This is a genomic window from Nocardia sp. NPDC058640 (assembly GCF_042716995.1).
Taxonomy (GTDB): Bacteria; Actinomycetota; Actinomycetes; order Mycobacteriales; family Mycobacteriaceae; genus Nocardia.
Genome location: NZ_JBHXRG010000028.1, coordinates 23621 through 47988, shown reverse-complemented (window position 1 = coordinate 47988; position 24368 = coordinate 23621). Strand labels below are relative to the sequence as shown.

Below are 24368 nucleotides of genomic sequence, written 5' to 3'. Positions count from 1 at the left end.
CCACGACCGGACGGCCTCAGAACACGCAGCGGGCGATGGAGTCGGCTACGCAGGCTGGGCGGGGGGCGTTTTCCAGTTCTACGGTGACGTGGCGGTGGATTTGGACGCCGGTGGGGACTTCGGTGACCTTGGTGAGGGTGAGGTGGGCTCGGATTCGGCTGTTGACGGGGACGGGGGTGAGGAAGCGGACTTTGTCCAGGCCGTAGTTGATGCCGGCTTTGGCTGCGCTGACGCTCATGATTTCTTGGGTCATGGGCACGATCAGCGACAGGGTGAGGAAGCCGTGGGCGATGGTGGTGCCGTAGGGGCCCGCGGCGGCGCGGAGGGGGTCGACGTGGATCCACTGGTGGTCGCCGGTGGCTTCGGCGAACAGGTCGATGCGGCGTTGGTCGACGGTGATCCAGTCGCTGGGGCCCAGTTCGAGGCCGACGGCGGCGCGCAGGGCGTCGATATCAGGGAAGTCCGTGGTCATGCCGCTCCTCCGAAACGTTGGCGCAGTTCGCGCTTGAGCACCTTGTGGGTGGGGCCGAGGGGTAGTTCGGTGACGAATTCGACTCGGCGCGGGTACTTGTATTTGGCTACTTGCAGTTTGGCGAAGTCGATCACTTCTTGCTCGGTCACCTCGCCGTCGGGCACGACGACCGCCACGATTTCCTCACCGTAGTGCGCGTCGGGCACGCCGATCACCGCGACCTGGGCGATGTTCGGGTGCCGGATCAGGGCGCCTTCGACCTCGGTGGGGTACACGTTGAAGCCGCCGCGCAGGATCATTTCCTTGATCCGGTCCACGATGCGCACGCGGCCGGTCTTGTCGCGGGTGCCCAGATCGCCGGTGCGGAACCAGCCGTCGATCACGGCCGCGGCGGTGGCTTCGGGCCTGCCGGTGTAGCCGCTGAACACGTTGTGTCCGCGCACCACCACCTCACCGACTTCACCGATGGGCAGCATCTCGATGCGGTCGACGACGTTCGGATCGGCGATCTCGACGTCCACACCCCACACCGGATGTCCGACGGTGCCCGCTTCGACGCCGTACACCGGCTGGTTGACCGTGGCGGTCGGCGAGGTTTCCGACAGTCCGTACCCCTCGAGCACCTGCGCACCGTACAGCCGTTCGAAATCCTCTAGCACCGCGACGGGAAGTGCCGCACCACCGCTGATCGCCAGTTTGAGCGGCGGCAGTTCCGGCGCGTTCGCGGCGGCCTCGATCAGCGACAGATACATGGTGGGCACGCCGTGGAAGATGTTGACCCTTTCGGCCACCATCAACGAAACAGCCGTTGCCGCATCGAATCTGGGCATGAGCACCAGCGTGCCGCCCGCGCGCCAGTGCGAGTTCATCGACACCGTCTGCCCGAACACGTGGAACAGCGGCAGCGCGCCGAGGGTGATGTCGTCGCGGTGAATCTCGTTGGCGTCGAACGTGTTCACGGTCGCGCACATGACCATGTTGAGGTGGCTCAGTTCGGCGCCCTTGGGCTGGCCGGTGGTGCCGCTGGTGTAGAAGACAACGGCGGTGTCGAGGGGGCTGCGCGACAGGTAGTTCGAAATCGCTTCGCCGACAAGCTCATCGGGCGCAACCACCCCGATTCCCGCACCGGCGGCGGCTTCGGTGCCGTTCGCCGCGACGATCGGGTGGCAGATCAGCAGTGACGCGCCGCTGTCGCGCAGCACGTATTCCATCTCGGGTGCGGTGAGCAGCAGGTGCACCGGCACCACGGTGGCGCCCGCGGCGAGGATGGCGAAGTAGGCGCGGGGGAAGTCGGCGGTGTTGGGGCACAGCAGTGCCACGCGGTCACCGGGTTTCACGCCGCGGGCGATCAGGGCACCGGCTTGTTCGCGGGCCTGCTGCCACAGATCGGCGAAGGTGATGCGCTGTTCGCCTTCCACGAGCGCGAGGTGGTGGGGGCGTCGGCGGGCGGGTTCGGCGAGGATGCTCGCCAGGGAGAGAGTGGCGTTCACGAGATTCCTAGGGTTTCGACAGCGATGGCGAGACAGTGCCGTTGCGCGGTGAGGCGGTGATCGCGAGCATCGAGGCGATGGTCACGATCACCGCACCGGTCAACGGTGAAGGTGTACGGCGAGTCCCTGGCCGACACCCACGCACAGGGTGGCGACGGCATGGCGGGCGTCGCGTTCTTCCAGTTCCAGCGCGGCGGTCAGCGCCAGGCGCGCCCCGCTGGCTCCCAGCGGATGGCCCAGGGCGATCGCCCCGCCGTTGGGGTTGACGTGGTCGGCGTCATCGGGCAGGCCCAGCCCACGCAACACACCGAGCGCCTGCGCGGCGAAGGCTTCGTTGAGTTCGAACACGTCGATCTCGCCGAGGCCCAAACCTGTTCTGGCGAGCAGTTTTTCGACGGCGGGAACCGGCCCCATGCCCATCGTGCGCGGCGCGACACCGGCAGCGGCGACCGCCCCGATCCGGGCGAGCGGAGTCAGTCCGTACCGGCGAACGGCATCTTCGGAGGCGATCAACAGCGCCGCGGCACCGTCGTTGATCCCCGAGGAGTTACCCGCGGTGACGGACCCACCGGGCACCACCGCCCGCAACGCCGCCAGCGACTCGGCACTGGTCTCGCGCGGATGCTCATCGCGATCCACCAGCACCGGTTCACCTCGACGTTGCGGCACCGGCACCGCGGTGATCTCACGGGCGAGCCTGCCCCGCGCGATCGCGGCCGCCGCGCGCTGCTGCGACCGCAACGCGAACGCGTCTTGATCGGCACGAGCGATGCCGTATTCGTCGGCGATGTTCTGCGCCGTTTCGGGCATGGTGTCGGTGCCGTACTGCGCGTGCATCCGCGGATTCACGAACCGCCACCCGATGGTGGTGTCGACTATCTGCGGCGAACGATCCCATGCCGCACCAGCTTTCGCCATGACATACGGCGACCTGGTCATCGATTCCACCCCACCGGCGATCATCAGATCCGCGTCACCGGCCCGAATCGCCCTGGCCGCGTAACCCACGGCATCGAGACCCGAAGCGCACAGCCGGTTGACCGTCACGCCGGGCACTGTCACGGGAAGCCCCGCCAGCAGCGAGGCCATCCGCGCGACGTTGCGGTTGTCCTCGCCTGCCTGATTCACACAGCCGAACACCACATCATCGACAGCACCGAAGTCCACACCCGGCAGCCGTTTCATCAGATCCGAAATCACGTGCGCGGCAAGATCATCGGGGCGAACACCGGCCAGCGCTCCACCATAGCGGCCGAAGGGCGTGCGAATCCCGTCGACCAGGTACGCGGTGCCCGTCACAAGCCCATGTCCTTGGCGATGATCATCTTCATCACCTCGCTGGTGCCACCGTAGATCCGGTTCACCCGGTTGTCCGCGTACAGCCGCGCCACCGGGTACTCGTTGATGTACCCGTAGCCGCCGTGCAGCTGCAGGCAGCGGTCGATCACCCGTGAGGCCACCTCGGAGCAGAACAGTTTGGCCGAGGCCGCGTCGGCGGCGGTGAGCTCCTCGCGATCGAGGGCTTCCAGGGCCCGGTCCACGACCGCTTCGGCCGCGTCGACCTCGGCCTGACAGGCGGCCAGTTCGAACTTGGTGTTCTGGAACTGCGCGACCGCCTGACCGAAAACGGTACGGCCCCTGGTGTATTCGAGCGTGAAACGGATCGCGGCCTTGGCCTGGGCGTAGGCGCCGATGGCGATGGACAGGCGTTCCTGCGGCAGGTTCTGCCCCAGGTAGCTGAACCCCTTGTTCGCTTCGCCCAGCAGGTCCGCGACCGGGACCCGCACGTCGGTGAAGGACAGTTCGGCGGTGTCGGACACCTTCAGACCCAGCTTGTCCAGCTTGCGACCCACCGCGTAGCCGGGCGACTTGGTGTCGACCACGAGCAGCGAAATGCCGTGGCGGCGATCGGTTTCCGACGGCGGGGCGGTGCGTGCGCACACGATCACCCGGTCGGCGTGCACGCCACCGGTGATGAAGGTCTTGGACCCGTTGAGCACGTAGTGCGTGCCGTCTTCGGAAAGCTTTGCGGTGGTGCGCATTCCGGCCAGGTCCGAGCCGGTGCTCGGCTCGGTCATCGCGATCGCGAACATCATCTCGCCCGAGACGAATCCCGGCAGCCAGCGCTGCTTCTGTTCGTCGGTGGCCAGGTTCTTCAGGTACGGCAGGCACAGACCCACGTGCACACCCGATCCGCCGAAAGACACACCGGCGCGGGTGGTTTCCTCCAGGAGGATTGCCTGGAACTTGAACGATTCGATGCCGGCGCCGCCATATTCCTCGGGCACCTCGATCCCGAACACGCCCAGATCGGCGAGCTTGCTGTAGAACTCGCGCGGCACGATGCCGGCTTCGTACCACTGGTCGTAGACCGGGGTGACCTGCGATTCGATGAACGCGCGCGCGGTCTTGCGGAAAGCTTCGTGCTCTTCGTTGAAAACTGTTCTCTGCATGATGTTTCTCCGAAAATCAGAGACGGCGTCCGCCGTCGACGTACACGGTCTGTCCGGTGACGAACCCGGCGTTGTCAGAGGCGAGAAAGGCCACCACATTGGCGATGTCGGCGGGTTGGCCGACGCGACGCAGCGGGGTGATCTCGGCGGTCTTGGCCTGCATGACCTCGGAGGTGATGCCCATGCGCTCGGCGGTGGCGGCGGTCATCTCGGTGACGATGAAGCCGGGTGCCACGGCATTCACGCGGATGCCGAACGGGCCCAATTCCATAGCGAGAGTTCGGGTCAGGCCCTGGATGCCCGCCTTGGCCGCGGCGTAGTTGGCCTGGCCGCGGTTGCCCAGCGCGGACACACTCGAGGTGTTGACGATGGCGCCGCCGCCGTTATCGACCATGTGCTTCTGCGCGGCTTTGCTGCACAGGAACGCGCCGCGCAGGTGCACCGCCATGACGGTGTCCCAGTCGTCGACCGACATCTTGAACAGCAGGTTGTCGCGCAGCACACCGGCGTTGTTCACCAGTACATCCAGTGAGCCGAGCTCGGCGACGGTGCGCGCCACCGCGGCGTTCACCTGCGCCTCGTCGGCGACATCGCAACCGAGGCCGATCGCGGTGCCGCCGTCGGCGTTGATCTTCTCGGCGGTGGCCACCGCGGCGTCGGCGTCGAGATCTACTACAGCGACGGCGAATCCGTCAGCGGCGAGCTTGGCGGCGGTGGCGGCACCGATGCCGCGCGCACCGCCGGTGACGAAGGCAGTTTTGTGAGTCATAACGTGTACTCCTCTGTCAGACAATGGCATTCACGCCGGTGAGGGCGCGACCGATGAGCAGTTTCTGAATCTGGGTGGTGCCCTCGTACAGAGTCAGCACGCGCGCGTCGCGCAGGTACTTGGCGACGGGGTATTCGTCGATGTAGCCGTACCCGCCGAACACCTGGATCGCGTTGTTGGCGGCCTTGACCGCGGCCTCGGAGGCGAACAGTTTGGCCATCGACGCGGCGGTGCCGAACGATTCACCGCGATCGGCGAGATCGGCTGCGCGCCAAGCCAGTAGGCGCGCGGCGTCGGTTTCCACGGCGATGTCGGACAGCAGTTCCTGGACCAGTTGGTAGCCCGCGATCGGCTTGCCGAACTGTTCGCGTTCACCGGCGTAGCGCACCGACGCCTCGAGGCAGGCACGGGCCACGCCGACGCAGCCGGACGCGACACCGATGCGCCCCTTGTCCAGCGCGCCCATCGCGATCCGGAACCCCTGACCCTCCTCGCCCAAGCGCAAAGAGTCCGGCACGCGCACCTGGTCGAAGACGAGTTCGGCGGTGGCCTGCCCGCGCAGACCGAGCTTGCCCTTGATCTCGGTGCGGCCGAAACCCGGTGTGTCCGTGGGCACCAGGAACGCGGTGACCCCCTTGGGCCCCGGTCCCCCGGTGCGCGCGAACACCAACGCGATGTCGGCCCAGGTGCCGTTGGTGATGAAGATCTTGGTGCCGGAGATGACCCAGTCCGACCCGTCGCGGGTGGCGCGGGTGTCCAGGCTGGCGGCATCCGAACCGGTACCGGGCTCGGTCAACGCGAAGCAACCCAGCAGTTCACCGGCGCAGATCCCGGGCAGGAACCGCATCTTCTGCTCCTCGGTGCCATACGCGGCCACCGACTTGCCGAACAGTCCCAGCGACACCGACACGATGCCGCGCACCGCACTGTCACCGCGCCCCAGTTCCTCGAGCAGCAGGCAGTAGTCGAAGGTGTCGCCGCCGGAACCGCCGTATTCCTCGTCGATCCCGATGCCGAGGAAACCGAGCGCTCCGAGCTTGCCGACGATCGCGGGGTCGACCGACTCGTCGCGATCCCACTGCGCGGCATAGGGCACGACTTCTTTGTCCACCCAGGTGCGGGCGAGTTCGCGCAGGTCAGACTGTGCGGGCGTGAGCTGGAAATCCACGGAACAACTCCTGAACCAAACGGCGTTAGGTTTACTCGGGCACCGTAGCCTAACGCCGTTCGGTTAATCAAGGGTCGTTTTCGCCATCGGTGATACGGTTCGTTTCCCGACGAGAGATGGAGTGGCGCATGGCCAGGCCGCGCGTACCGCTGTTGAGCCGCGAGCGCATTCGCGACGCCGCACTGGTGCTGATCGACCGCGACGGCCTGTCCGAGGTCTCCATGCGCAAGCTGGGCGCCGAACTGGGCGTGCAGGCGGCGTCGCTGTACGGCCACTACCCGAACAAGGACGAACTGTTCGACGAGATCGCCGCGGGCATCATGCGAACGGTCGACACCTCCGCGTTCGGCACCATGAGCTGGGACGCAGCGCTGGCCGACTGGGCGCGCAGCTATCGCACCGCCCTGGCCACCCACCCGAATTTCGTGCCGTATCTGGCGACCGGTCCCGGTCGACGCGCGGAGAACCTGCGCGCGGCCGATGCCGTGCACGGTGGTCTGGTCGGCGCGGGCTGGCCGCCGCGCTACGCGACCATGATCGGTGCGGCCACCCGCTACCTGGTGATGGGTTCCACGGTCGGCTCGTTCGCCGGCGGTTTCGCCGATGACGTGCAGGTCTATCGCGACCGGTACCCGCATCTGAACCAGGCGCACCTGTTGCGCGCGATCGCCGACGAAATCGATGACGACAGTTTCGAATTGGCGTTGAACGCCTTCATCGCGGGCCTGTCCGCCACCTACGCGACCGTGGTCACCGCGGACTGACCCGACCCCACACACGACGGAACCGGTGGCACCTACGCATTCGCTCCCATGCGCCACCGGTTCTGTCGTTGGTCCCCCCGTCTAGGGGTTCGCCTACATCGAGGCGATCAGCCGATCGACGCGTTCGTCGACCGAGCGGAACGGATCCTTGCACAGCACGGTGCGCTGCGCCTGATCGTTGAGCTTGAGGTGCACCCAGTCGACGGTGAAATCGCGGCCCGCGTCCTGGGCGGCGGTGATGAAGTCACCGCGCAGCTTGGCCCGGGTGGTCTGCGGCGGGGTGTCCACGGCGGCGTCGACGGCGTCGTCCTCGGTGATCCGCTTGGCCAGACCCTTGCGCTGCAGCAGGTCGAAGACCCCGCGACCGCGTTTGATGTCGTGGTAGGCCAGATCCAGCTGGGCGATCTTGGGATCGGACATCTCCATGCTGTAGCGGTCCTGGTAGCGCTGGAACAGCTTGCGCTTGATCACCCAGTCGATCTCGGTGTCGACCTTGGCGAAATCCTGCGCCTCGACCGCGTCCAGGGTGCGACCCCACAGGTCCACCACCGCGTCGACCTGCGGGTCGCGGTCGCGGTTGCGCAGGTGTTCCACCGCGCGGGCGTAGTACTCGCGCTGGATTTCCAGGGCGCTGGCCTGACGTCCGCCGGCCAGGCGCACGGGGCGACGGCCGGTGAGGTCGTGGCTGACCTCGCGGATCGCCCGGATCGGGTTGTCCAGGGCGAAGTCGCGGAACGACACCCCGGCTTCGATCATCTCCAGCACCAGCGAGGCCGTGCCCACCTTGAGCATGGTGGACGGTTCGGCCATGTTGGAATCGCCGACGATCACGTGCAGGCGCCGGTACTTCTCGGCGTCGGCGTGCGGTTCGTCGCGGGTGTTGATGATCGGGCGCGAACGGGTGGTCGCCGAGGAGACGCCCTCCCAGATGTGTTCGGCACGCTGCGACAGGCAGAACGTGGCCGCCTTGGGTGTCTGCAGCACCTTTCCGGCCCCGCAGATGAGCTGGCGGGTGACCAGGAACGGCAGCAGCACATCGGAGATCCGGGAGAACTCGCCTGCGCGCACCACCAGGAAGTTCTCGTGGCAGCCGTAGGAGTTGCCCGCGGAGTCGGTGTTGTTCTTGAACAGGTAGATGTCACCGCCGATGCCCTCTTCGGCCAGGCGCTGTTCGGCGTCTATGAGCAGGTCTTCCAGCACCCGCTCGCCTGCTCGATCGTGGGTGACCAACTGCACCAGGCTGTCGCATTCGGCGGTGGCGTACTCCGGATGCGAACCGACATCGAGGTACAACCTGGCACCGTTGCGAAGGAAGACATTGGAGCTGCGGCCCCAGGACACCACCCGGCGGAACAAGTACCGGGCTACCTCGTCGGGGGACAGCCGACGGTGACCGTGGAAGGTGCATGTCACACCGAACTCGGTCTCGATCCCCATGATTCGTCGCTGCACATTATCGACAGTACAGCCATGACCAGTGCTCGCGCGGCGGTGTTGACATCCCATTCGCCTACGTGTTCACAACGATTCGAACAGGCAACGACCGGCGCGCGCACGACGAGATCGGACCTGCGAACCACTATGGTTCGCAGGCCCGATCATGATCGTGACGGTGGGCTACTTCCCCGCGTCGGAATCGGGTTCTGGCAGCTTCGCCTCTTTCACCGGCTTGGGCTTGGTCGCGGCCAGCGCCGACTCCAGGGCCGGGCCCTGCAGTCGACGGAACGCGCGACGCGGCCGCTGCTGTTCCAGCGTGGCCACCTCGAGCGAGGCCTCACCCAGCGACCGTTTGTCCTTGTCGGCTTCGGGCTGGCCGGCCAGCAGGGCGCCGATCGCCACCTTCAGCGCGTCGTCCAGGGACAATCCCGGCTTGTAGCTGGCCTTGAGCTGGGTCAGGATCGGCTCGGTGGTGCCGCCCATGACCACGTACTCGCGTTCGTCGACGATGGACCCGTCGAAGGTGATCCGGTACAGCACCGAGGTCGGTGACTGTTCCGGATACCCCACTTCGGCGACGCAGATCTCCACCTCGTAGGGCTTGAGCTGATCGGTGAAGATCGACCCGAGAGTCTGCGCGTACAGGTTGGCCAGCCCACGCCCGGTGACATCGCGCCGGTCGTACTGGTAACCCTTGAGATCGGCCTGCAGGATGCCGCCGCGGCGCAGGGCCTCGAACTCGTTGTACTTGCCCACCGCGGCGAACCCGACGCGGTCGTAGAGCTCGCTGACCTTGTGCAGCGTCGCCGAGGGGTTCTCGGCGACGAACAGCACGCCGTCGGCGTAGACGAGCACGATCACACTGCGACCGCGACCGATGCCCTTGCGGGCGAGCTCGGTCTTGTCGCGCATGATCTGCTCGGCCGAGGCGTAATACGGCAGCGTCATAGGACGGCGCCCCCTTCTTCGGCGGCTTCCCGGTCGGCGATCACCGCACGGGCGATCTCAGCGAGACGGTCCTCGCCGATCTCGGCCGCGCCGTCGCCGTCGATGACCACCGCGGTCGGGTAGATCCCGCGCAGCATGTCGGGTCCACCGGTGGCGGTGTCGTCGTCGGCGGCGTCGAACAGTGATTCCACCGCGATCCGCAGGGCCCGATCCTGATCGATGCCGCGCTGGTAGAGCTTCTTCAGCGACGACTTCGCGAACATCGAACCCGAACCCACGGCGGTGTAGCCGAACCGTTCCTCGCTGCGCCCGCCGACCACGTCGTAGGACACGATGCGCCCGGACCGGTCCAGGTCCAGGATCTGGTCGTCGAAACCGACCAGCAGCGGGATCGCGGCCAACCCCTGCATGGCAGCGGGCAGGTTGTCGCGAACCATCTTCGACAGCTTGTTGGCTTTACCGTCGAAGGTCAGTGGCACGCCTTCGATTTTCTCGTAGTACTCCAGCTCCACCGCGAACAGTCGAACCATCTCGATCGCGATGCCCGCGGTGCCCGCGATCCCTGCCGCCGAGTAGGTGTCGGTGATGTACACCTTCTCGGTGTCGCGGCTGGCCAGCAGGTTGCCCATGGTGGCCCTGCGGTCGCCCGCGATCAGCACGCCACCGCGGTAGGTGACCGCGACGATGGTGGTGCCGTGCGGCGCCAGGTCCTTCGTCGCGGTCAGATCCGAGGCCGGGAACTTGTTGGCGGGCAACAGGTCCGGTGCGTGCATGCGCAGATGTTCGGTGAACGAGGAGAGAGCCCGCCCCGCGTGGAGGCGCAAGGGGTCACCTGGGGTCACTGGCCGCCCTTCTGCACATATGCCCGCACGAAGTCCTCGGCGTTCTCTTCGAGCACGTCATCGATTTCATCGAGCAAGTCGTCGGTTTCCTCCGCGAGCTTCTCGCGGCGTTCCTGCCCTGCCGCGTCTACGCCCTCGGGGCCCTCGTCCTCGTCGCCACCCCCGGCGCGCTTGGTCTGCTCTTGTGCCATGGCAGCCGACCTCCTCTTCCTCATCACGATGATCGTGTGTGTCCCACAACCCTACCGAGCCGATCCGACAACTTGGTCGAATAGTGGTCGGATTGTCGCGCGGTCGTGCTGCGAAACCGCTTAGTGGGTGAGCTGTTCGACCAGTTCCGCGGCCGTGCGTGAGGCGTCGAGAAGCTTTCCGACGTGCGCTTTCGTGCCTCGACGCGGTTCCAGGGTCGGGATCCGCACCAGCGAATCACCACCCAGATCGAAGATCACCGAATCCCAACTGGCGGCGGCGATATCGGCGCCGAAGCGACGCAGACATTCGCCGCGGAAGTACGCGCGGGTGTCGGTGGGCGGGTTGGTCATCGCGTCGAGCACCTGCTGCTCGGTGACCAGACGCTTCATCGAACCGCGCGCGACCAAGCGGTTGTACAGACCCTTGTCCAGGCGCACATCGGAGTACTGCAGGTCCATCAGGTGCAGTTTCGGCGCGGCCCAGCCCAGGCCCTCGCGGGTGCGCATGCCTTCGAGCAGGCGCAGTTTGGCGGGCCAGTCCAGCAGGTGCGCGGCTTCCATCGGGTCGCGCTCGAGCAGGTCGAGGACCATCGCCCAGTTGTCGAGGATGTCGAGCACGCGCGGGTCGTCGTTGCCTTCGCGGTGCACGAATTTGGCGGCGCGTTCGTGGTAAAGGCGTTGCAGCGCAAGGCCGGTCAGCTCGCGGCCGTCGGCCAGTGCCACGGTGGCGCGCAGGGTGGGGTCGTGGCTGATCTGGTGCACGGCGGTGACCGGGCGGGCCAGTTGGAACTCCGAGAGGTTCTCGCCCGCTTCGATCATGTCCAGCACCAGCGCGGTGGTGCCGACCTTGAGGTAGGTCGACATCTCGGCCAGGTTGGCGTCGCCGATGATCACGTGCAGGCGCCGGTATTTGTCGGCGTCGGCGTGCGGTTCGTCGCGGGTGTTGATGATGCCGCGCTTGAGCGTGGTCTCGAGGCCGACCTCGACCTCGATGTAGTCCGCGCGCTGCGACAGCTGGAAGCCGGCGCGGTCACCGGACTGGCCGATGCCGACCCGGCCCGCGCCGCAGATCACCTGGCGGGAGACGAAGAACGGGGTCAGGCCCGCGATGATGTGGCTGAACGGGGTGTCGCGGCTCATCAGGTAGTTCTCGTGGGTGCCGTAGGAGGCGCCCTTGCCGTCGACGTTGTTCTTGTACAGCTGCAGCCGCGGCGCACCGGGCACGCTCGACGCGTGCCGGGCGGCGGCCTCCATGACGCGTTCGCCCGCTTTGTCCCAGATGACCGCGTCGAGGGGGTCGACGACCTCGGGGGCGGAGTATTCGGGGTGGGCGTGGTCGACGTAGAGCCGGGCGCCGTTGGTGAGGATCATGTTGGCCGCACCGACCTCGTCGGCGTCGATGATCGGGGCGGGCCCGCTCATCCGGCTCAGGTCGAAACCGCGCGCGTCACGCAGGGGCGATTCCACCTCGTAGTCCCAGCGGGTCCGCTTGGCTCGCGGCAACCCCGCCGCGGCCGCGTAGGCGAGAACGGCCTGCGTGGAGGTGAGGATGGGGTTGGCCGTCGGCTCCGTGGGGGTCGAGATGCCGTATTCGACCTCGATTCCGATGATGCGCTGCATGGTGTCGAGCCTAGGCGACGCGCCGGGGGTGCACCGGCATCTCGGCGCAGCGGTGCCGCTGGGGCCCTCGCACGTCCCCCATAAGGCGGACCCCGAGATGGTCCTCGTGGGCGATCCGGTGGGCCGTTCACCCGCCGATACTCGATAGATGACCGATGCCGTCGCACCCACCGCCGAAGCGCCCGCCGCGAGCCGGCCCGCGCGCATGATCGCGCTGGATGTGTTGCGCGGCATCGCGATTCTGGGCACGCTGGGCACCAATATCTGGATCTTCACCAGTCCCGCGAGCATGATCGGGTACCTCGACGAGCTCGGCGCGACACCCGAGAACGCCTGGATGTGGTCCGAGCGGGTGCTGCAGCAGCTGACGCAGGGCAAGTTCCTCGGTCTGCTCACGGTGATGTTCGGGATCGGCCTTGCCATTCAGCAGGGTTCGGCCCAGCGGGCCGGTCGGGTGTGGCCGGGCAAGTACCCGATTCGCGCGGGACTGCTGTTCCTCGACGGGTTGCTGAACTTTCTGTTCGTGGCCGAATTCGATGTGCTGATGGGGTATGCGGTCACCGGCCTTGTCGTGGCCCATGTGCTGGCGACAAGCGAACGAGCACAACGTCGTTGGTTGATCATCGCGGCCTCGGTCCACGTGACGATGTTGACGCTGATCGCGGCAGCGCTGGCCTTCGCGCCGACGCAGGAACGTGCCACCTCGGCAGCGCTTGACCCCAATCCCTATGCGGACGGCTCCTTTTGGGATCTGGTGTTGTTCCGTGTGGACCACGCGTTGATGTTCCGACTCGAAACGATCTTCGTGTTCCCGATGTCGGTCGCGCTGTTCCTGGTCGGTGCGCGAATGTTCCGGGCGGGCGTGTTCGCACCCGGGGGTGCGCGAATTCGCCGGTGGCTCATGGTGATCGGGCTCGGCGTGGCCGCGCCCGTGGATCTGGCGGCGGGTATCGCGATCGGCGGCGATGTCGTGCTGTTCACCCGGTACGGCACCGCTCCGTTGGTCGCCCTGGGCATCTTGGCCGCCGTCGCCGCGTTCTACCTGCGCCGACCCCGCGTCGGTTTCACGGGCGCACGGCTGAGCGAAGTGGGCCGCACGGCGCTGAGCTGCTACATCGGGCAGAACCTGATCGCCGGAATGCTGTGCTACGGCTGGGGTTTCGGGCTCGCCGCCCAGATATCGGAGTCGGCGCGGGTGCCGTTCACCGTCGCGATCTACCTGGTTGTAGCCCTGGCGATCATGACTTTCGCCCACTTGTGGTTGCGCCGTTTCGAGCGCGGCCCCGTGGAGTGGTTGTGGCACAGGACATTTCGCGCGCTGGCCCCGACCGGCTGAGTTTCAGCGCAGTCGCTCGCCCGGCGGCGGTGCGGCATCGGGGGCAACGAGCAGTTCCGAGACCAGCGAATCCCGTTGCAGCGGAACGCCGAGACTGCGGGCATTGCCTTCGAACAGCGACAGCACCGACTCGGTGAGAATGCCCTGCACCTGCTCGGTGGACAGCACCGCCTCGGTTTCCGCACGCCAGCTCGTGACCACACCGTCGACGAGGCCGACCATGCCGAACGCCATCGGACGTCCACGGGCGGGGTCGATGCCGAAGCGGGCCAAACTCGCGGCGAAGATGTCGGCCAGCTGGCCGCTCACCACACGCCCGGCGCCGCCCAGGGTGGTCACCGCGCCCTGCGGGGCGGCGTCGCCGAGGAAGCGGTGCAGGTTCGGATGCTTTTCGATCCAGCCCAGGTAGCTGCCGATCGCGCCGCGCACGGCGTCTTTGAGCGTGCCGTCGGATTGCAGCGCGGGCAGCAGTTCCGCGAGCAGCAGTTCCAGGATCCGCTGACGCGACAGCGCGTCGAGTTCGGCACGGCCACCGACATGGCGGTAGACCACCGGTCGCGGCAGCGACAGGTGTTCGGCGATCAGCTGCACCGAGATCTCGAGCCCGTGCTCCTCGATCACCTCGATGGCGGCATCGATCATCTCCGCACGGCGGCGTTCCTTGTGGCCGTGCCAGCGGGTGGCGCGACCGTCGCTGGTGGTCTGATCGGCGTGCGCGGATGGTGCAGTCACCGCATCAACGATACCCGTGCCGAAATTGGCCGTGACATCGCGTTCCATTAACCTGAACGTTACTTGATGTAACACGTACTTCGCGGTGCTCGGACTGCGCGACCCAGAGTAATCGCTGGTTCGGAACAGCTCGCGGCGGACGTCGGTATGCTCGAACCCATGCAGGCACGGGCGATGGTGATGGCGTACGCGATTCTCGCGTGCGTGCTGCCCGCCTTCGTGCTGGTTGCCGCGCCCGGCGGTGAGTCCGCGCGCATGCTCGCGTTCGGTGCGGTCGCCGCCGCGATGGTGTGCGCGCTGATCGCGATCACCGGGCGCACACACCTGCCGGTCCGGGTCGCGTCGGTGGGTCCACCGCCGTCGGCGCAGCGTCGATTACGCGGTTCCTTTCTGCGACAGAGCAATCCGGATGCCGCGGGTCGGCCACGTCCACGAGCACCGGGGATCGATCACCACTGACAGGTGCGGCGCTTTCGGCGCCGCCTGTCGGTCTTCGTGATCCCACTCCCCCTTTCGTGCGTTCGCGCACGCTGTACGGACAGGTCGTCCCGTCATGCTCGATTTCGTCTATTTCCCCGTCTCCGCGGTGCTGTGGTGCTGGCATCAGCTGTTCGCGATTCCGCTCGGCGCGGCCAGTGGTGTCGCGTGGCTGCTCGCTGTGGTCGCCCTGGTCGTCACCGTCCGCGCACTGCTGGTGCGCACCGCGCTGCGACAGGCTCGCTCCCAGAAAATTCTGCGTTCCCTGCAACCACAGATGGACACCATTCGCCGCACCCACCGCGACGACCCACGCGCGCAGGCCGAGAAGGTTCGGCAACTGCATCGCGACAACGGCGTCAGCATGTTCGCGGGATTCGTCCCGCTGATCGCCCAGGGGCTGGTTTTCCTCGGCCTGTTCCACGTCCTGCGCTCGTTCGATCGCACCGGCACGTATGCGGTGGGCCCGTTCACCGCCACCGATACCCCGCTGTCGATCGAGGCCAACAGTGCCACCGCGAACTACCTGTTCGGCGTGCCCGAGGTCCGCGCGTTCCTCGACGCGACGTTGTTCGGCGCACCGCTGTCGGCGACGCTGTCCGGCGCGGGCGAAGTGTTCGTCGCGGTCGCGGTGCTGGCCGTTCCGCTGGTCGTCATCGCCGCGCTGGCCACGCACTTCACGGCCAGGATCACCCCGCCAACCGGCGACAACAGCACGGCCGCGCTCCTGCGCACCCTGTCGCTGTGGGTGTTCCCGGCGGGTGCGTTGATCGGCGGCGCGATCCTGCCGGTGGTCGTGCTCGTCTACTTCGCCACCAATGCGGTGTGGACGTGCGGCCAGCAGTATCTGATCCGCCGCAAGCTCGACGCCGAAACCGCCGCGGACAAACAGGTGGTCGTGGCCCGCGCCGCCGCGCCGCGACCGGGGGTGAAGCCGCAGCGGCACAAGAGGTGACAGCGCCTCGGCGGTTACCCTCGGGCGGTGTCAGCGAATCCGGAGGACGAACTGCTCGCCGTGTACGACGCCGACGGGCAGGTGATCGGCGCGGCCGATCGAGGCACCGTCTATCGCGAGGGCCTGTGGCACGCCAGTGCCGGCGTGCTCGTTCGATCGGTCGACGGAACCCGCGTGTACGTGCATCGGCGCACCGACAGCAAACTCGTGTTCGCGGGGATGCACGACTGCATGGCGGGTGGCGTGGTCGACGCGGGTGAGGACCCCGCCGACACCGCGATCCGCGAATTACGCGAAGAACTCGGCATCGCCGTTCCCGACGGCACCGTACTTCCGTTGCGCGCCAAGGCTTCCTGGGATGGTGACTGGGCCGGGCGCGCGCTGCGGTGCCACCTGTTCGGTTTCGAGTACCGCTACGACGGTCCGATCGTCCACCAGCCGTCCGAGATCGCGGACGGCTGGTGGTGGACCGATGCCGAACTACGCGCACACCTGAGTGACCCCGCGTGGCCCTTCGTTCCTGATACGCGGACCGTGCTGGACGGCCTGCTCACCGGGTACGGCGGCCCCCGACGCTGATCTACCAGGTGTGAACCTGCCAGGTCTGCATACTGAACGGCAGGTCACACGCGGTTTCCGAGTGGTACCCGCCATGCGCGGGCTGGCCGTAGCGCTCATAGCTGGCACCCCAGTTCCACCAGGCCCAACAGGTCACCCGCACCTGATGCCAGACCGGTGAGCCGCACTGCGAGAAGGCGCCCGTGGCCGCGATGGGGTTCACCGAACAATGGCCCGGCCCCTGCGCCTGAGCGGGCGCGATCAGCAGCGTCGAAGCGCCGATGAGCCCGGCCGCGGTGGCGCCGACTGCGAGTTTACGAAGCGATGTCATGACAACCTCCATGCGTGAAGTGTCCGCATCCAACCCCGCGGCAGTTTCACGCTCGGTCCGATTATTCGCACAGGCACACGGTGTTCCTGTGATGTCAGCTACATCCCTCGATCCGCTGTCTACGTTACGCCCGTGCCGCAATAGTTACCTACGGGCAATCGTCGAATCAGTCCAGCGCACGCAACGATTCCTCATCGCGTGCCACCACCGCGGAACCGTCGGCGAGCAGCACGATCGGCCGCTGGATCAGCTTCGGATTCTCGGCCAGCGCGGTGAGCCACCGCTCCCGGTCCGCCTCGGTCCGCCCCCATTGCGCCATTCCCAGATCCTTGGCGATCTGCTCCCCGGTGCGGGTGATATCCCACGGTTGCGCATCCAACCGCGCCAGCACCGCCCGCAGTTCCGCCACGGTCGGCGGGTCGTCGAGGTACCGCCGCACGGTGTACTCCACCCCGGCCGCGTCCAGGTGCGCGGTGGCATTGCGGCTCTTCGTGCAGCGGGGGTTGTGCCAGATCTCGGTCATGGTCGCAGCGTAGTAGGCGTCCACAACGCCGCGACGGCCCATCGGCGTGCTGCCGATGGGCCGTCGAGTCAGGTGGATCAGGCAGCGATCCCGCGCACTCCTACTTTCCGCCCTCGGTCGGGGTGACCTGTGTGGGCTGATAGCTCGCGCCCGTCACGTCGACGCCGGCGGCCTTCAACTGCTCGAGCGCCTTGGTGACGTACTCCGACGTCGATGCCTGTGCATCGGGGTCCTTGGTGAGAACCGTTGCGCCGTCAGCGTTTTTAGTGCTCTTGGCGATCGACACCGTGCGATCCCATGCGGTTTTGTCGATGGTGCCGATGCCCGCGGGTGAGGGCCAGATCAGCTTGTTCACCTCGTTGATCTGCCATTGCTGGTGTCCCGCACCCAGAGTCGCGCCCGCGGCGACGGTGATGTCGCGGCACTTGTCGAGGTTGTCGCGGCAGAAGGCCCAGCCTTTGAGCGAGGCGACCAGGAACTTGACCGTCTGCTCCTGATACTTGGTGTCCTGCAGTTTCTCGGTGTTGGCCCACAGGGCGTCCTGCAGCATGGAAACGCCCTGGTCGTTCCAGTCGATGGTGCTGAAATCGTCTGCGGTGTACAGCTTTCCGGTGGCCGGGTTCTTGGTTTCCAGCAGCTGGGCGTACTCGTTGTAGGACATGGCCTGGGCGGCGGCGATGTCCTTGGCCAGGAACGCGTTCATGTCGAACTGTTGCTGGACCAGTTTCACGTCCTTGGCCGGGTCGATGCCGGCCTTGGTCATGCCGGCGAACAGCTCGAATTCGTTGCCGTAGCCCCAGTTTCCGACGGTTTTGCCACGCAGGTCGGCGGGCCCGGTGATGTTGTCGGCTTTGAACGACACCTGCTTGGTGCCCGATTTCTGGAAGATCTGCGCGATCTCGGTGATCCCCGCGCCCGCCTCGCGGGAGGCAAGGGCCTTGGGCACCCAGGCGACCGCGTAGTCGGCTTGACCCTGCGCGAGCACGGTCTGCGGGACGATGTCGGTGCCGCCGTCGAGGATCTCGACCGACAGGCCCTGCTCCTTGTAGAAGCCCTGGTCCACCGCGGCCAGGTAGCCCGCGAACTGGCCCTGTTTGAACCACTGCAGCTGCAGGGTCACCTTGGTGAGGCCGTCGGCGGTGGTCTCGGATTCGGTGGTACTACAGCCGGTCAGTGCGGCGGCGGCCACGGCGGCCGCGGCCACCGCGCTGCACAACCGGTATGCGGTCTTGCTCATGGATGGATCTCCCTCATCGGATCGTGGACAGCAGGGGGGTTCGGGGTCGGCGGAGCAGTTGTTCCAGCAGCAGCACTGCTGCCAGGAAGACCAGGCCCACGCACATCGCTCCGACGACGTAGGCCCAGGCGCGTGGGTAGGCGGTGTTGGCGGCGGCGGAGGTGATCCGGCTGCCCAGACCGTTCTGCAGGCCGCCGAAGTACTCGGCGATGATGGCCGCGATGACCGCACCGGGTGCCGCGATCCGCAGCCCGGTGAACAGGTGCGGCAGCGCGGCGGGCAGGCGGACGGTGCGGGTGATCTGCCAGCCCGACGCGGCGTAGGAGGTCATCAGGTCGGCCTGCACCTTGGGCACCTGGCGTAGCCCGCGTGCGGTGCTGACGAACACCGGGAAGAACACGACGATGGTGACGACCAGGCGTCGCGGGGTCTCGGTGGTGGTGGAGTACATCGAGTTCAGCAGCGGCGCCAGCGCCACGATCGGCACGGCGGCAGCGGCGGCGGCAAGGGGAGTGAGTAATCCGTCGATTACGTTGAACCGCACCGCCATTACCGCCGCTACGAGGCCGAGCACGGTTCCCGCGACGAACCCGATCAGCGCGTTGGTGCCGGTCGCCAGTGACGCGTCGAAGATCCGCCCCGCGTTCTCGGCGAACTGGGTGGCGATCGCGCTGGGCGCGGGCAGCAGGAACGACGGCACGCCCGCGACCACGGTGAGCACCTGCCACAGCACCAGGGCGATGACACCGACGAGCAGGGGTGGCAGCCAGGTCTTCATCGCAGATCCCGTCCGGCCACCGCGGTGTCGTCGTGCTCGCCGCGCAGTGCCGCGCGTACTGCGGCCACGGCGGCGAAGAACTCCGTGGAGGCGCGAACGTCGGTGTCGGACTGTCGATCCCAGCCGCCGGTGGTCACGATGTCGCTGATCCGTCCGGGTCGTGCCGACAGCACCACCACCCGGTCCGACAGGTACACCGCTTCGGGAATCGAGTGGGTCACGAACACCACCGCGGCGCCGGTCTCCCCCGCGATCCGCAGCAACTCGCCCTGCATCCGTTCCCTGGTCATCTCGTCCAGCGCACCGAACGGTTCGTCCATCAGCAGCAGCGACGGCTTGCGGGCCAGCGCACGGGCGATCGCGACCCGCTGTTGCATACCCCCCGACAGTTCCGCCGGATACCGATCCGCGAATTCGCTCAGCCCCGCCATGTCCAGGAGTTCGGCACTGCGTGCCTTGCGCTGCGCTTTGGGAACCCGGTGTAGTTCGAGGGGCAGTTCGACATTGGCTGCGACGGTGCGCCATTCGAGCAGACCGGCCTGTTGGAACGCGATGCCGTAGTCCTGGTCGATCCGGGCCTGCCGTGCGGGTTTGCCGTGCACGGTGGCTGTTCCGCTGCTGGGCGTCTCGAGGTCGGCGATGATCCGCAGCAGCGTGGACTTGCCGCACCCCGACGGCCCGATCAGCGAGACGAACTCCCCGGGTGCGACGGTCAGCGAGACGTCGGACAGTGCGGTCACGTCCCCGGCGGCGAAGGTCTTGCCGAGGTTGCTCAGTTCGACCGCGGCGGGCGACACCGGACTGTCGGGTTCCACGACGGAGGTGCTCATAGGTGCTACTTCCTGAAACGTTGTGGCGGAGAGTGTTTCGCTCATCAGCGGTCGTTCGATGCGCTGGTGCCGGGCGGGTGGCTGTACCGGCGCAGGGCCAGTTCCACCAGTCCGACCAGTGCGGTCAGGACCACGCCCAGCAGTGCCGCGGCGAGCACGGCGGCGTAGAGGCGGGAGGCGTCGCCGGTGGCCTGCTGGGAGAACACGATGATCTGTCTGCCGATCCCGCCCGCGGTGCCGGTGGAGATCTCGGCCACGACCGCGCCGATCACCGCCGCCGCGGCAGCCAGTCGCAGTGCGGGGATCAGAGAGGGCACGGCGGCGGGAAAACGCAAGCGCGACAATGTCGCCCACCACCCGGCCGAGCAACTGCGCATCAATTCCACCGAGGCCGCCGACGGCGCCTGCAATCCGCGCAGCATCCCGATCGCGATCGGGAAGAAGGCCAGATATGCCGCGATCACCACGATGCTCATCCACGGCCGCCACGGTTCGCCGCCGATGGACAGCTTCCCGCCCCACGCCGCCACCAGCGGTGCCAGCGCGATCAGCGGAACCGTTTGCGACAGCACCACATACGGCAGCAGTCCCCGTTCGAGCCAGCCGAACCGTTGCATCGCCACGGCCAATGCCACCCCGACCACCGCACCCAACAGCAGGGCCAGCAGCGACAGTCCGAGGGTGAACATCCCTGTGCGCAACAGTGTTTCGCCGACGGTGCCCTTGCCGTCGGCCTCGCCGAGCACGGTGAACACCGACCACACGTGTGGGAGCGCGGCGTCGGTGGTGCGCGGCAGGATGCGAGTGCCCGCGATGCTGACGCCGTCGGCGGGAACCAGCACCTTCACCAGTTCCCAGATCACCGCCACGAGCACGAACGCGCTCACCGCGTAGACCGCACGCAACACCCTGGTCTTCGACGCGGTCGCGGCCCGAATCTGCGGCGGGACAACAGCTGTCGCCGGATCGATGGTTGTCGTGGTCACCACCGAACTACCACCTTGCGGTTCGCTCGCCGATGCCCGTCCAGGGCCGCGGCCATCGCGAACCCACCCAGACCGATCGTGTACAGCGCCCACAGCAGCGCGATGTCGACAGTCATGCCGGACCGGCCTCCTGCGTCGCGGTGACCGGCTGATGCAGGCGCGGCAGAATCTGTTCGCCATAGGCTTCGAGGGTGGCGGTTTTGGCATCGTGCTGCAGATACACCGCGAACTGGTCCACGCCCAGCTTCTCCAGCTCCCACAGCCGCGCCAGTTGCTCGTCGGGGGTGCCGATCAGGCAGAACCGGTCCACGATCTCGTCGGGCACGAAATCGGCGTGCGTATTGCCCGCCCGCCCGTGCTGGTTGTAGTCGTAGCCCTGTCGGCCCGCGATGTAGTCGGTCAGCGCGGCCGGAACATCGCCGCCCGCACCATATTTCGCGACGATGTCGGCCACGTGATTGCCGACCATGCCACCGAACCAGCGGCACTGGTCACGGGCGTGCTCGAGCGCGGCGGCCGACCCGTCGGTGACGTACGCGGGCGCGGCGACACAGATCTTCACCGACGCCGGATCACGCCCCACCGCCTCGGCCGCCGCACGCACCTTCGCGATGGTCCAGGCCGTGATGTCGGGATCGGCCAGCTGCAGGATGAACCCGTCGGCGACCTGACCGGTCAGTTCCAAAGCCTTCGGCCCGTACCCGGCCACCCACACTTCCAAGCGTGAATCCGCAGCCCACGGGAACCGCACCTCGGTATCACCGATCCGAGCGCTGCGGCCATTACCCAGTTCCCTGATCACCTCCACCGATTCACGCAGTGTCGCAAGCGTTGTCGGCTTGCCACCCAGTGTTCGGATGGCCGAATCGCCACGCCCGATGCCGCAGATCGTGCGGTTGCCGAACATGTCGTTGAGCGTGGCGAAGGTCGACGCGGTCACCGTCTGATCGCGGGTGGCCGGGTTGGTCACCATGGGCCCCACGATCACCTTCCTGGTGGCGGCCAGGATCTGGCTGTAGATCACGTAAGGCTCCTGCCACAGCAGGTGCGAGTCGAAGGTCCACACATGCGAGAACCCATGCGTCTCAGCCACTCTGGCCAGTTCGATCACCCGCGACGCGGGTGGTGTGCACTGCAGGACCACACCGATGTCCATGGGTACTCTCCGTTTCGGATCAGGGTCTAGATCAGGTTTTGCGACAGCCCGCGCCGGAGGAACCGGCCGTGCCCGGCGCGCCCGTGATAGGCGCCGTTGTCCACGATCACCGCGCCGCGCGAGAGCACCGTGTCGACGTGACCGTCGATCTCGAAGCCCTCCCAGGACGAGTGATCCATGTTCATGTGATGGGTCTTGCCCACGCCGATGCTGGTGTGCCCGTTGGGGTCGTAGATCACCACGTCGGCGTCGGCACCCGGACTGATCACGCCCTTGCGCGGGTACATGCCGAACATGCGCGCGGGGGTGGTGCAGCAGACCTCCACCCACCGTTCCAGGGAGATCCGCCCGTCCTTGACGCCTTGGAACAGCAGGTCCATCCGGTGCTCGACCCCGCCGATCCCGTTGGGGATCTTGCTGAAATCGCCGACCCCGAGCTCTTTTTGGTCCTTCATGCAGAACGGGCAGTGGTCGGTACTCACGGCGGTGACGTCACCGGTGCGAATGAACCGCCACAGTTCGTCCTGATGCCCTTCCTCCCGCGAGCGCAGCGGTGTCGAGCAGACCCACTTGGCGCCCTCGAAACCCGGTGCGCCCAACTGTTCTTCCAGCGACAGGTACAGGTACTGCGGACAGGTTTCGGCAAAGACGTTCTGCCCCTTGCCCCGTGCCGCGGCGATCTGCTCCATGGCCTGTTTCGCCGACACGTGCACCACGTACAGCGGCGCACCGGTCAACTGCGCCAACATGATCGCGCGATGGGTGGCTTCCTCTTCCATCTGCCACGGGCGCGACGTGCCGTGGAAGTAGGGCGAGGTGTCGCCGCGACCCAGTGCCTGTTCGACCAACACGTCGATGGCGATGCCGTTCTCCGCGTGCATCATCATCAACGCACCGAGGTCACCCGCGGATTGCATGGCGCGCAGGATCTGGCCGTCGTCGGAGTAGAACACCCCCGGATAGGCCATGAACAGTTTGAAGCTGGTCACGCCCTCGTTGACGAGTTCGCTCATCCCCTTGAGGGATTCGTCGTTGACCTCGCCGATGATCTGATGGAACCCGTAGTCGATCGCGCACTGCCCCGCGGCCTTGCCGTGCCATTCCGCGAGGGTGTCCTGCACCCGCTGACCGGGTTTCTGCACCGCGAAGTCCACGATCGTGGTGGTGCCACCCCAGGCCGCGGCCCGGGTGCCGGTTTCGAAGGTGTCGCTGGCCTCGGTGCCGCCGAACGGCAACTGCATGTGCGTGTGCCCGTCGACGCCGCCGGGGATCACGTACTTGCCGGTCGCATCGATCACCGTGTCGGCGTCGGCGATCAGGTCCGCGCCCAGCGCCGTCGAACCCGGTTGCAGCACAGCGACAATGGTCTCGTCTTCGATCAACACATCGAGCAGCTGGGACCCGGTGGCGCTGACCACCGTCCCGCCGTGAATGAACGTGCGCATCAGGGGTTCACCAACGGTCCGTAGGCATCCGGGCGGCGATCGCGATAGAACGCCCATCTCTCGCGCACGGTCTTGATCAGATCCATATCAAGATCACGAACAACCAATTCCGGTGAGGTGTCGGAGGCGACCTCGCCGACGAACTTCCCCTCGGGGTCCACGAAATAGCTGGTGCCGTAGAAGTCGTCGTCTCCGTATTCGCTTTCGATGCCGACCCGGTTGATCGCGCCGATGTAATACTCGTTGGCCACCGCCGAGGCCGGCTGCTCGAGCTTCCACAAATAACTGGAAAGCCCCCTCGACGTTGCCGACGGGTTGAACACGATTTCCGCGCCCGCCAGACCCAACGCTCGCCAGCCCTCCGGGAAATGACGGTCGTAACAGATATAGACGCCCACCTTGCCCACCGCGGTGTCGAACACCGGCCAGCCCGAATTGCCCGGCCGGAAGTAGAACTTCTCCCAGAAACCGGCCACCTGCGGAATGTGGTGTTTACGGTATTTGCCCAGGTAGGAGCCATCGGCGTCGATCACCGCCGCGGTGTTGTAGAGCAGCCCGTCCATTTCGCGCTCATAGACCGGCAGCACGATCACCATGTTCAGTTCCGCGGCGAGCGCGGCGAACCGTTCGGTGGTCGGGCCCGGCACCGATTCGGCGTATTCGTAGAACTTGGTGTCCTGGAGCTGGCAGAAGTACGGACCGTAGAACAATTCCTGGAAGCAGATCACCTGCGCTCCCTGCGCCGCCGCCTCCCGTGCGTAGTCCTCGTGAACTTTGATCATTGATTCTTTGTCGCCGGTCCAACTGGTCTGGACGAGCGCCGCTCTAACGATTCCCATGCTTTGTTATACTGCACCTACAACTGATTCC

At 66.7% G+C, this 24368-nt stretch carries 27 protein-coding genes; 6 read left to right on the top strand and 21 right to left on the bottom strand.

Annotated elements, in window-relative coordinates; genetic code table 11:
- Nucleotides 1-16: 16 nt before the first annotated feature.
- The 6 genes from ACFWU5_RS23710 to ACFWU5_RS23685 all read right to left on the bottom strand — a co-directional run bounded on the left by ACFWU5_RS23710 (nucleotide 17) and on the right by ACFWU5_RS23685 (nucleotide 6352).
- Entirely contained in the window at nucleotides 17-472 is a 456-nt protein-coding gene (locus ACFWU5_RS23710) for a MaoC family dehydratase (RefSeq protein WP_379268916.1), read from the bottom strand.
- Nucleotides 469-1962 carry a long-chain fatty acid--CoA ligase gene (locus ACFWU5_RS23705; protein ID WP_379268914.1) on the bottom strand — a complete coding sequence of 498 codons (1494 nt, stop codon included), beginning with the start codon at nucleotides 1960-1962 and terminating at the stop codon, nucleotides 469-471. Before ACFWU5_RS23705 ends, ACFWU5_RS23710 begins: the two co-directional genes overlap by 4 nt.
- Nucleotides 1963-2061: 99 nt before the next feature.
- Nucleotides 2062-3261, bottom strand: coding sequence for a 3-oxoadipyl-CoA thiolase (pcaF, locus tag ACFWU5_RS23700; protein ID WP_379243216.1), 1200 nt, complete (start codon nucleotides 3259-3261; stop codon nucleotides 2062-2064).
- Nucleotides 3258-4415 (bottom strand): acyl-CoA dehydrogenase family protein, encoded by a 1158-nt coding sequence (locus ACFWU5_RS23695; RefSeq protein ID WP_379268912.1) that lies wholly within the window; start codon nucleotides 4413-4415, stop codon nucleotides 3258-3260. Before ACFWU5_RS23695 ends, pcaF begins: the two co-directional genes overlap by 4 nt.
- A gap of 16 nt (nucleotides 4416-4431) precedes the next feature.
- A complete protein-coding gene (locus ACFWU5_RS23690; RefSeq protein WP_379268910.1) occupies nucleotides 4432-5184 on the bottom strand; it encodes an SDR family oxidoreductase in 753 nt (250 codons plus the stop codon).
- A 16-nt stretch (nucleotides 5185-5200) separates the two neighbouring features.
- Nucleotides 5201-6352 (bottom strand): acyl-CoA dehydrogenase family protein, encoded by a 1152-nt coding sequence (locus ACFWU5_RS23685; RefSeq protein WP_379268908.1) that lies wholly within the window; start codon nucleotides 6350-6352, stop codon nucleotides 5201-5203.
- A gap of 128 nt (nucleotides 6353-6480) precedes the next feature.
- On the opposite strand from ACFWU5_RS23685, the gene ACFWU5_RS23680 reads away from it, so the two are divergent.
- Nucleotides 6481-7116, top strand: coding sequence for a TetR/AcrR family transcriptional regulator (locus ACFWU5_RS23680; protein ID WP_379243224.1), 636 nt, complete (start codon nucleotides 6481-6483; stop codon nucleotides 7114-7116).
- Nucleotides 7117-7209: 93 nt separating this feature from the next.
- Here ACFWU5_RS23680 and pafA read toward each other — a convergent pair whose 3' ends face one another.
- The 5 genes from pafA to dop form a co-directional block, all read right to left on the bottom strand.
- The gene (gene pafA / locus ACFWU5_RS23675) at nucleotides 7210-8568 is read right to left on the bottom strand and encodes a Pup--protein ligase (protein WP_379243226.1); all 1359 of its coding nucleotides are present in this window, start codon (nucleotides 8566-8568) and stop codon (nucleotides 7210-7212) included.
- A 165-nt stretch (nucleotides 8569-8733) separates the two neighbouring features.
- On the bottom strand, nucleotides 8734-9501 hold the full coding sequence (gene prcA, locus ACFWU5_RS23670; protein ID WP_379268906.1) for a proteasome subunit alpha: 768 nt from the start codon (nucleotides 9499-9501) through the stop codon (nucleotides 8734-8736).
- Nucleotides 9498-10343, bottom strand: a complete 846-nt coding sequence (gene prcB / locus ACFWU5_RS23665; RefSeq protein ID WP_379243230.1) for a proteasome subunit beta — start codon at nucleotides 10341-10343, stop codon at nucleotides 9498-9500. The genes prcA and prcB overlap by 4 nt, the downstream gene beginning before the upstream one ends.
- Entirely contained in the window at nucleotides 10340-10534 is a 195-nt protein-coding gene (locus tag ACFWU5_RS23660) for a ubiquitin-like protein Pup (protein ID WP_019047503.1), read from the bottom strand. The genes prcB and ACFWU5_RS23660 overlap by 4 nt, the downstream gene beginning before the upstream one ends.
- Nucleotides 10535-10654: 120 nt before the next feature.
- Complete coding sequence (gene dop, locus ACFWU5_RS23655) at nucleotides 10655-12154, bottom strand: depupylase/deamidase Dop (protein WP_379268904.1); 1500 nt, start codon at nucleotides 12152-12154, stop codon at nucleotides 10655-10657.
- On the opposite strand from dop, the gene ACFWU5_RS23650 reads away from it, so the two are divergent.
- Both ACFWU5_RS23650 and ACFWU5_RS23645 read left to right on the top strand, forming a co-directional pair.
- On the top strand, nucleotides 12153-12302 hold the full coding sequence (locus tag ACFWU5_RS23650) for a hypothetical protein (RefSeq protein ID WP_379268902.1): 150 nt from the start codon (nucleotides 12153-12155) through the stop codon (nucleotides 12300-12302). The two genes, dop and ACFWU5_RS23650, sit on opposite strands and share 2 nt — an antisense overlap.
- Nucleotides 12303-13490, top strand: coding sequence for a DUF418 domain-containing protein (locus ACFWU5_RS23645; RefSeq protein ID WP_379268900.1), 1188 nt, complete (start codon nucleotides 12303-12305; stop codon nucleotides 13488-13490).
- Nucleotides 13491-13493: 3 nt separating this feature from the next.
- Here ACFWU5_RS23645 and ACFWU5_RS23640 read toward each other — a convergent pair whose 3' ends face one another.
- On the bottom strand, nucleotides 13494-14222 hold the full coding sequence (locus ACFWU5_RS23640) for a TetR/AcrR family transcriptional regulator (protein ID WP_379268898.1): 729 nt from the start codon (nucleotides 14220-14222) through the stop codon (nucleotides 13494-13496).
- Nucleotides 14223-14381: 159 nt separating this feature from the next.
- On the opposite strand from ACFWU5_RS23640, the gene ACFWU5_RS23635 reads away from it, so the two are divergent.
- The 3 genes from ACFWU5_RS23635 to ACFWU5_RS23625 all read left to right on the top strand — a co-directional run bounded on the left by ACFWU5_RS23635 (nucleotide 14382) and on the right by ACFWU5_RS23625 (nucleotide 16233).
- Complete coding sequence (locus ACFWU5_RS23635) at nucleotides 14382-14681, top strand: DUF6412 domain-containing protein (RefSeq protein ID WP_379268896.1); 300 nt, start codon at nucleotides 14382-14384, stop codon at nucleotides 14679-14681.
- Between the two features lie 94 nt (nucleotides 14682-14775).
- Nucleotides 14776-15654 (top strand): membrane protein insertase YidC, encoded by an 879-nt coding sequence (gene yidC, locus ACFWU5_RS23630; protein WP_379268894.1) that lies wholly within the window; start codon nucleotides 14776-14778, stop codon nucleotides 15652-15654.
- A gap of 27 nt (nucleotides 15655-15681) precedes the next feature.
- Nucleotides 15682-16233: an NUDIX domain-containing protein gene (locus ACFWU5_RS23625; protein WP_379268892.1), complete on the top strand. Its 552-nt coding sequence runs from the start codon at nucleotides 15682-15684 to the stop codon at nucleotides 16231-16233.
- Nucleotide 16234: 1 nt separating this feature from the next.
- On the opposite strand, the gene ACFWU5_RS23620 is transcribed toward ACFWU5_RS23625, so the two are convergent.
- The 9 genes from ACFWU5_RS23620 to ACFWU5_RS23580 all read right to left on the bottom strand — a co-directional run bounded on the left by ACFWU5_RS23620 (nucleotide 16235) and on the right by ACFWU5_RS23580 (nucleotide 24337).
- Complete coding sequence (locus ACFWU5_RS23620; RefSeq protein WP_379243244.1) at nucleotides 16235-16543, bottom strand: hypothetical protein; 309 nt, start codon at nucleotides 16541-16543, stop codon at nucleotides 16235-16237.
- A 166-nt stretch (nucleotides 16544-16709) separates the two neighbouring features.
- Nucleotides 16710-17066 carry an arsenate reductase family protein gene (locus ACFWU5_RS23615; protein ID WP_379268890.1) on the bottom strand — a complete coding sequence of 119 codons (357 nt, stop codon included), beginning with the start codon at nucleotides 17064-17066 and terminating at the stop codon, nucleotides 16710-16712.
- 100 nt (nucleotides 17067-17166) lie between these two features.
- Nucleotides 17167-18303 carry an ABC transporter substrate-binding protein gene (locus ACFWU5_RS23610; protein ID WP_379268888.1) on the bottom strand — a complete coding sequence of 379 codons (1137 nt, stop codon included), beginning with the start codon at nucleotides 18301-18303 and terminating at the stop codon, nucleotides 17167-17169.
- Nucleotides 18304-18316: 13 nt separating this feature from the next.
- On the bottom strand, nucleotides 18317-19081 hold the full coding sequence (locus ACFWU5_RS23605) for an ABC transporter permease (protein ID WP_379268887.1): 765 nt from the start codon (nucleotides 19079-19081) through the stop codon (nucleotides 18317-18319).
- On the bottom strand, nucleotides 19078-19911 hold the full coding sequence (locus ACFWU5_RS23600; protein ID WP_379268885.1) for an ABC transporter ATP-binding protein: 834 nt from the start codon (nucleotides 19909-19911) through the stop codon (nucleotides 19078-19080). The genes ACFWU5_RS23605 and ACFWU5_RS23600 overlap by 4 nt, the downstream gene beginning before the upstream one ends.
- 44 nt (nucleotides 19912-19955) lie before the next feature.
- Nucleotides 19956-20900: an ABC transporter permease gene (locus ACFWU5_RS23595; RefSeq protein ID WP_379268883.1), complete on the bottom strand. Its 945-nt coding sequence runs from the start codon at nucleotides 20898-20900 to the stop codon at nucleotides 19956-19958.
- Between the two features lie 109 nt (nucleotides 20901-21009).
- Nucleotides 21010-22053 carry a TIGR03842 family LLM class F420-dependent oxidoreductase gene (locus ACFWU5_RS23590; RefSeq protein WP_379268882.1) on the bottom strand — a complete coding sequence of 348 codons (1044 nt, stop codon included), beginning with the start codon at nucleotides 22051-22053 and terminating at the stop codon, nucleotides 21010-21012.
- A gap of 26 nt (nucleotides 22054-22079) precedes the next feature.
- A complete protein-coding gene (gene hydA / locus ACFWU5_RS23585) occupies nucleotides 22080-23498 on the bottom strand; it encodes a dihydropyrimidinase (protein ID WP_379268880.1) in 1419 nt (472 codons plus the stop codon).
- Complete coding sequence (locus ACFWU5_RS23580) at nucleotides 23498-24337, bottom strand: nitrilase-related carbon-nitrogen hydrolase (protein ID WP_379243260.1); 840 nt, start codon at nucleotides 24335-24337, stop codon at nucleotides 23498-23500. The genes hydA and ACFWU5_RS23580 overlap by 1 nt, the downstream gene beginning before the upstream one ends.
- Nucleotides 24338-24368 lie beyond the last annotated feature (31 nt).

Coding starts and splice junctions, on each gene's coding strand:
- yidC (WP_379268894.1), top strand. CDS start 14,776: ATGCTCGATTTCGTCTATTTCCCCGTCTCCGCGGTGCTGTGGTGCTGG.
- prcA (WP_379268906.1), bottom strand. CDS start 9,501: ATGACGCTGCCGTATTACGCCTCGGCCGAGCAGATCATGCGCGACAAG.
- ACFWU5_RS23680 (WP_379243224.1), top strand. CDS start 6,481: ATGGCCAGGCCGCGCGTACCGCTGTTGAGCCGCGAGCGCATTCGCGAC.
- ACFWU5_RS23590 (WP_379268882.1), bottom strand. CDS start 22,053: ATGGACATCGGTGTGGTCCTGCAGTGCACACCACCCGCGTCGCGGGTG.
- ACFWU5_RS23690 (WP_379268910.1), bottom strand. CDS start 5,184: ATGACTCACAAAACTGCCTTCGTCACCGGCGGTGCGCGCGGCATCGGT.
- ACFWU5_RS23650 (WP_379268902.1), top strand. CDS start 12,153: ATGGTGTCGAGCCTAGGCGACGCGCCGGGGGTGCACCGGCATCTCGGC.
- ACFWU5_RS23645 (WP_379268900.1), top strand. CDS start 12,303: ATGACCGATGCCGTCGCACCCACCGCCGAAGCGCCCGCCGCGAGCCGG.
- ACFWU5_RS23600 (WP_379268885.1), bottom strand. CDS start 19,911: ATGAGCACCTCCGTCGTGGAACCCGACAGTCCGGTGTCGCCCGCCGCG.
- dop (WP_379268904.1), bottom strand. CDS start 12,154: ATGCAGCGCATCATCGGAATCGAGGTCGAATACGGCATCTCGACCCCC.
- hydA (WP_379268880.1), bottom strand. CDS start 23,498: ATGCGCACGTTCATTCACGGCGGGACGGTGGTCAGCGCCACCGGGTCC.
- ACFWU5_RS23610 (WP_379268888.1), bottom strand. CDS start 18,303: ATGAGCAAGACCGCATACCGGTTGTGCAGCGCGGTGGCCGCGGCCGCC.
- ACFWU5_RS23710 (WP_379268916.1), bottom strand. CDS start 472: ATGACCACGGACTTCCCTGATATCGACGCCCTGCGCGCCGCCGTCGGC.
- ACFWU5_RS23695 (WP_379268912.1), bottom strand. CDS start 4,415: ATGCAGAGAACAGTTTTCAACGAAGAGCACGAAGCTTTCCGCAAGACC.
- ACFWU5_RS23635 (WP_379268896.1), top strand. CDS start 14,382: ATGCAGGCACGGGCGATGGTGATGGCGTACGCGATTCTCGCGTGCGTG.
- ACFWU5_RS23620 (WP_379243244.1), bottom strand. CDS start 16,543: ATGACATCGCTTCGTAAACTCGCAGTCGGCGCCACCGCGGCCGGGCTC.
- ACFWU5_RS23660 (WP_019047503.1), bottom strand. CDS start 10,534: ATGGCACAAGAGCAGACCAAGCGCGCCGGGGGTGGCGACGAGGACGAG.
- ACFWU5_RS23605 (WP_379268887.1), bottom strand. CDS start 19,081: ATGAAGACCTGGCTGCCACCCCTGCTCGTCGGTGTCATCGCCCTGGTG.
- ACFWU5_RS23580 (WP_379243260.1), bottom strand. CDS start 24,337: ATGGGAATCGTTAGAGCGGCGCTCGTCCAGACCAGTTGGACCGGCGAC.
- ACFWU5_RS23615 (WP_379268890.1), bottom strand. CDS start 17,066: ATGACCGAGATCTGGCACAACCCCCGCTGCACGAAGAGCCGCAATGCC.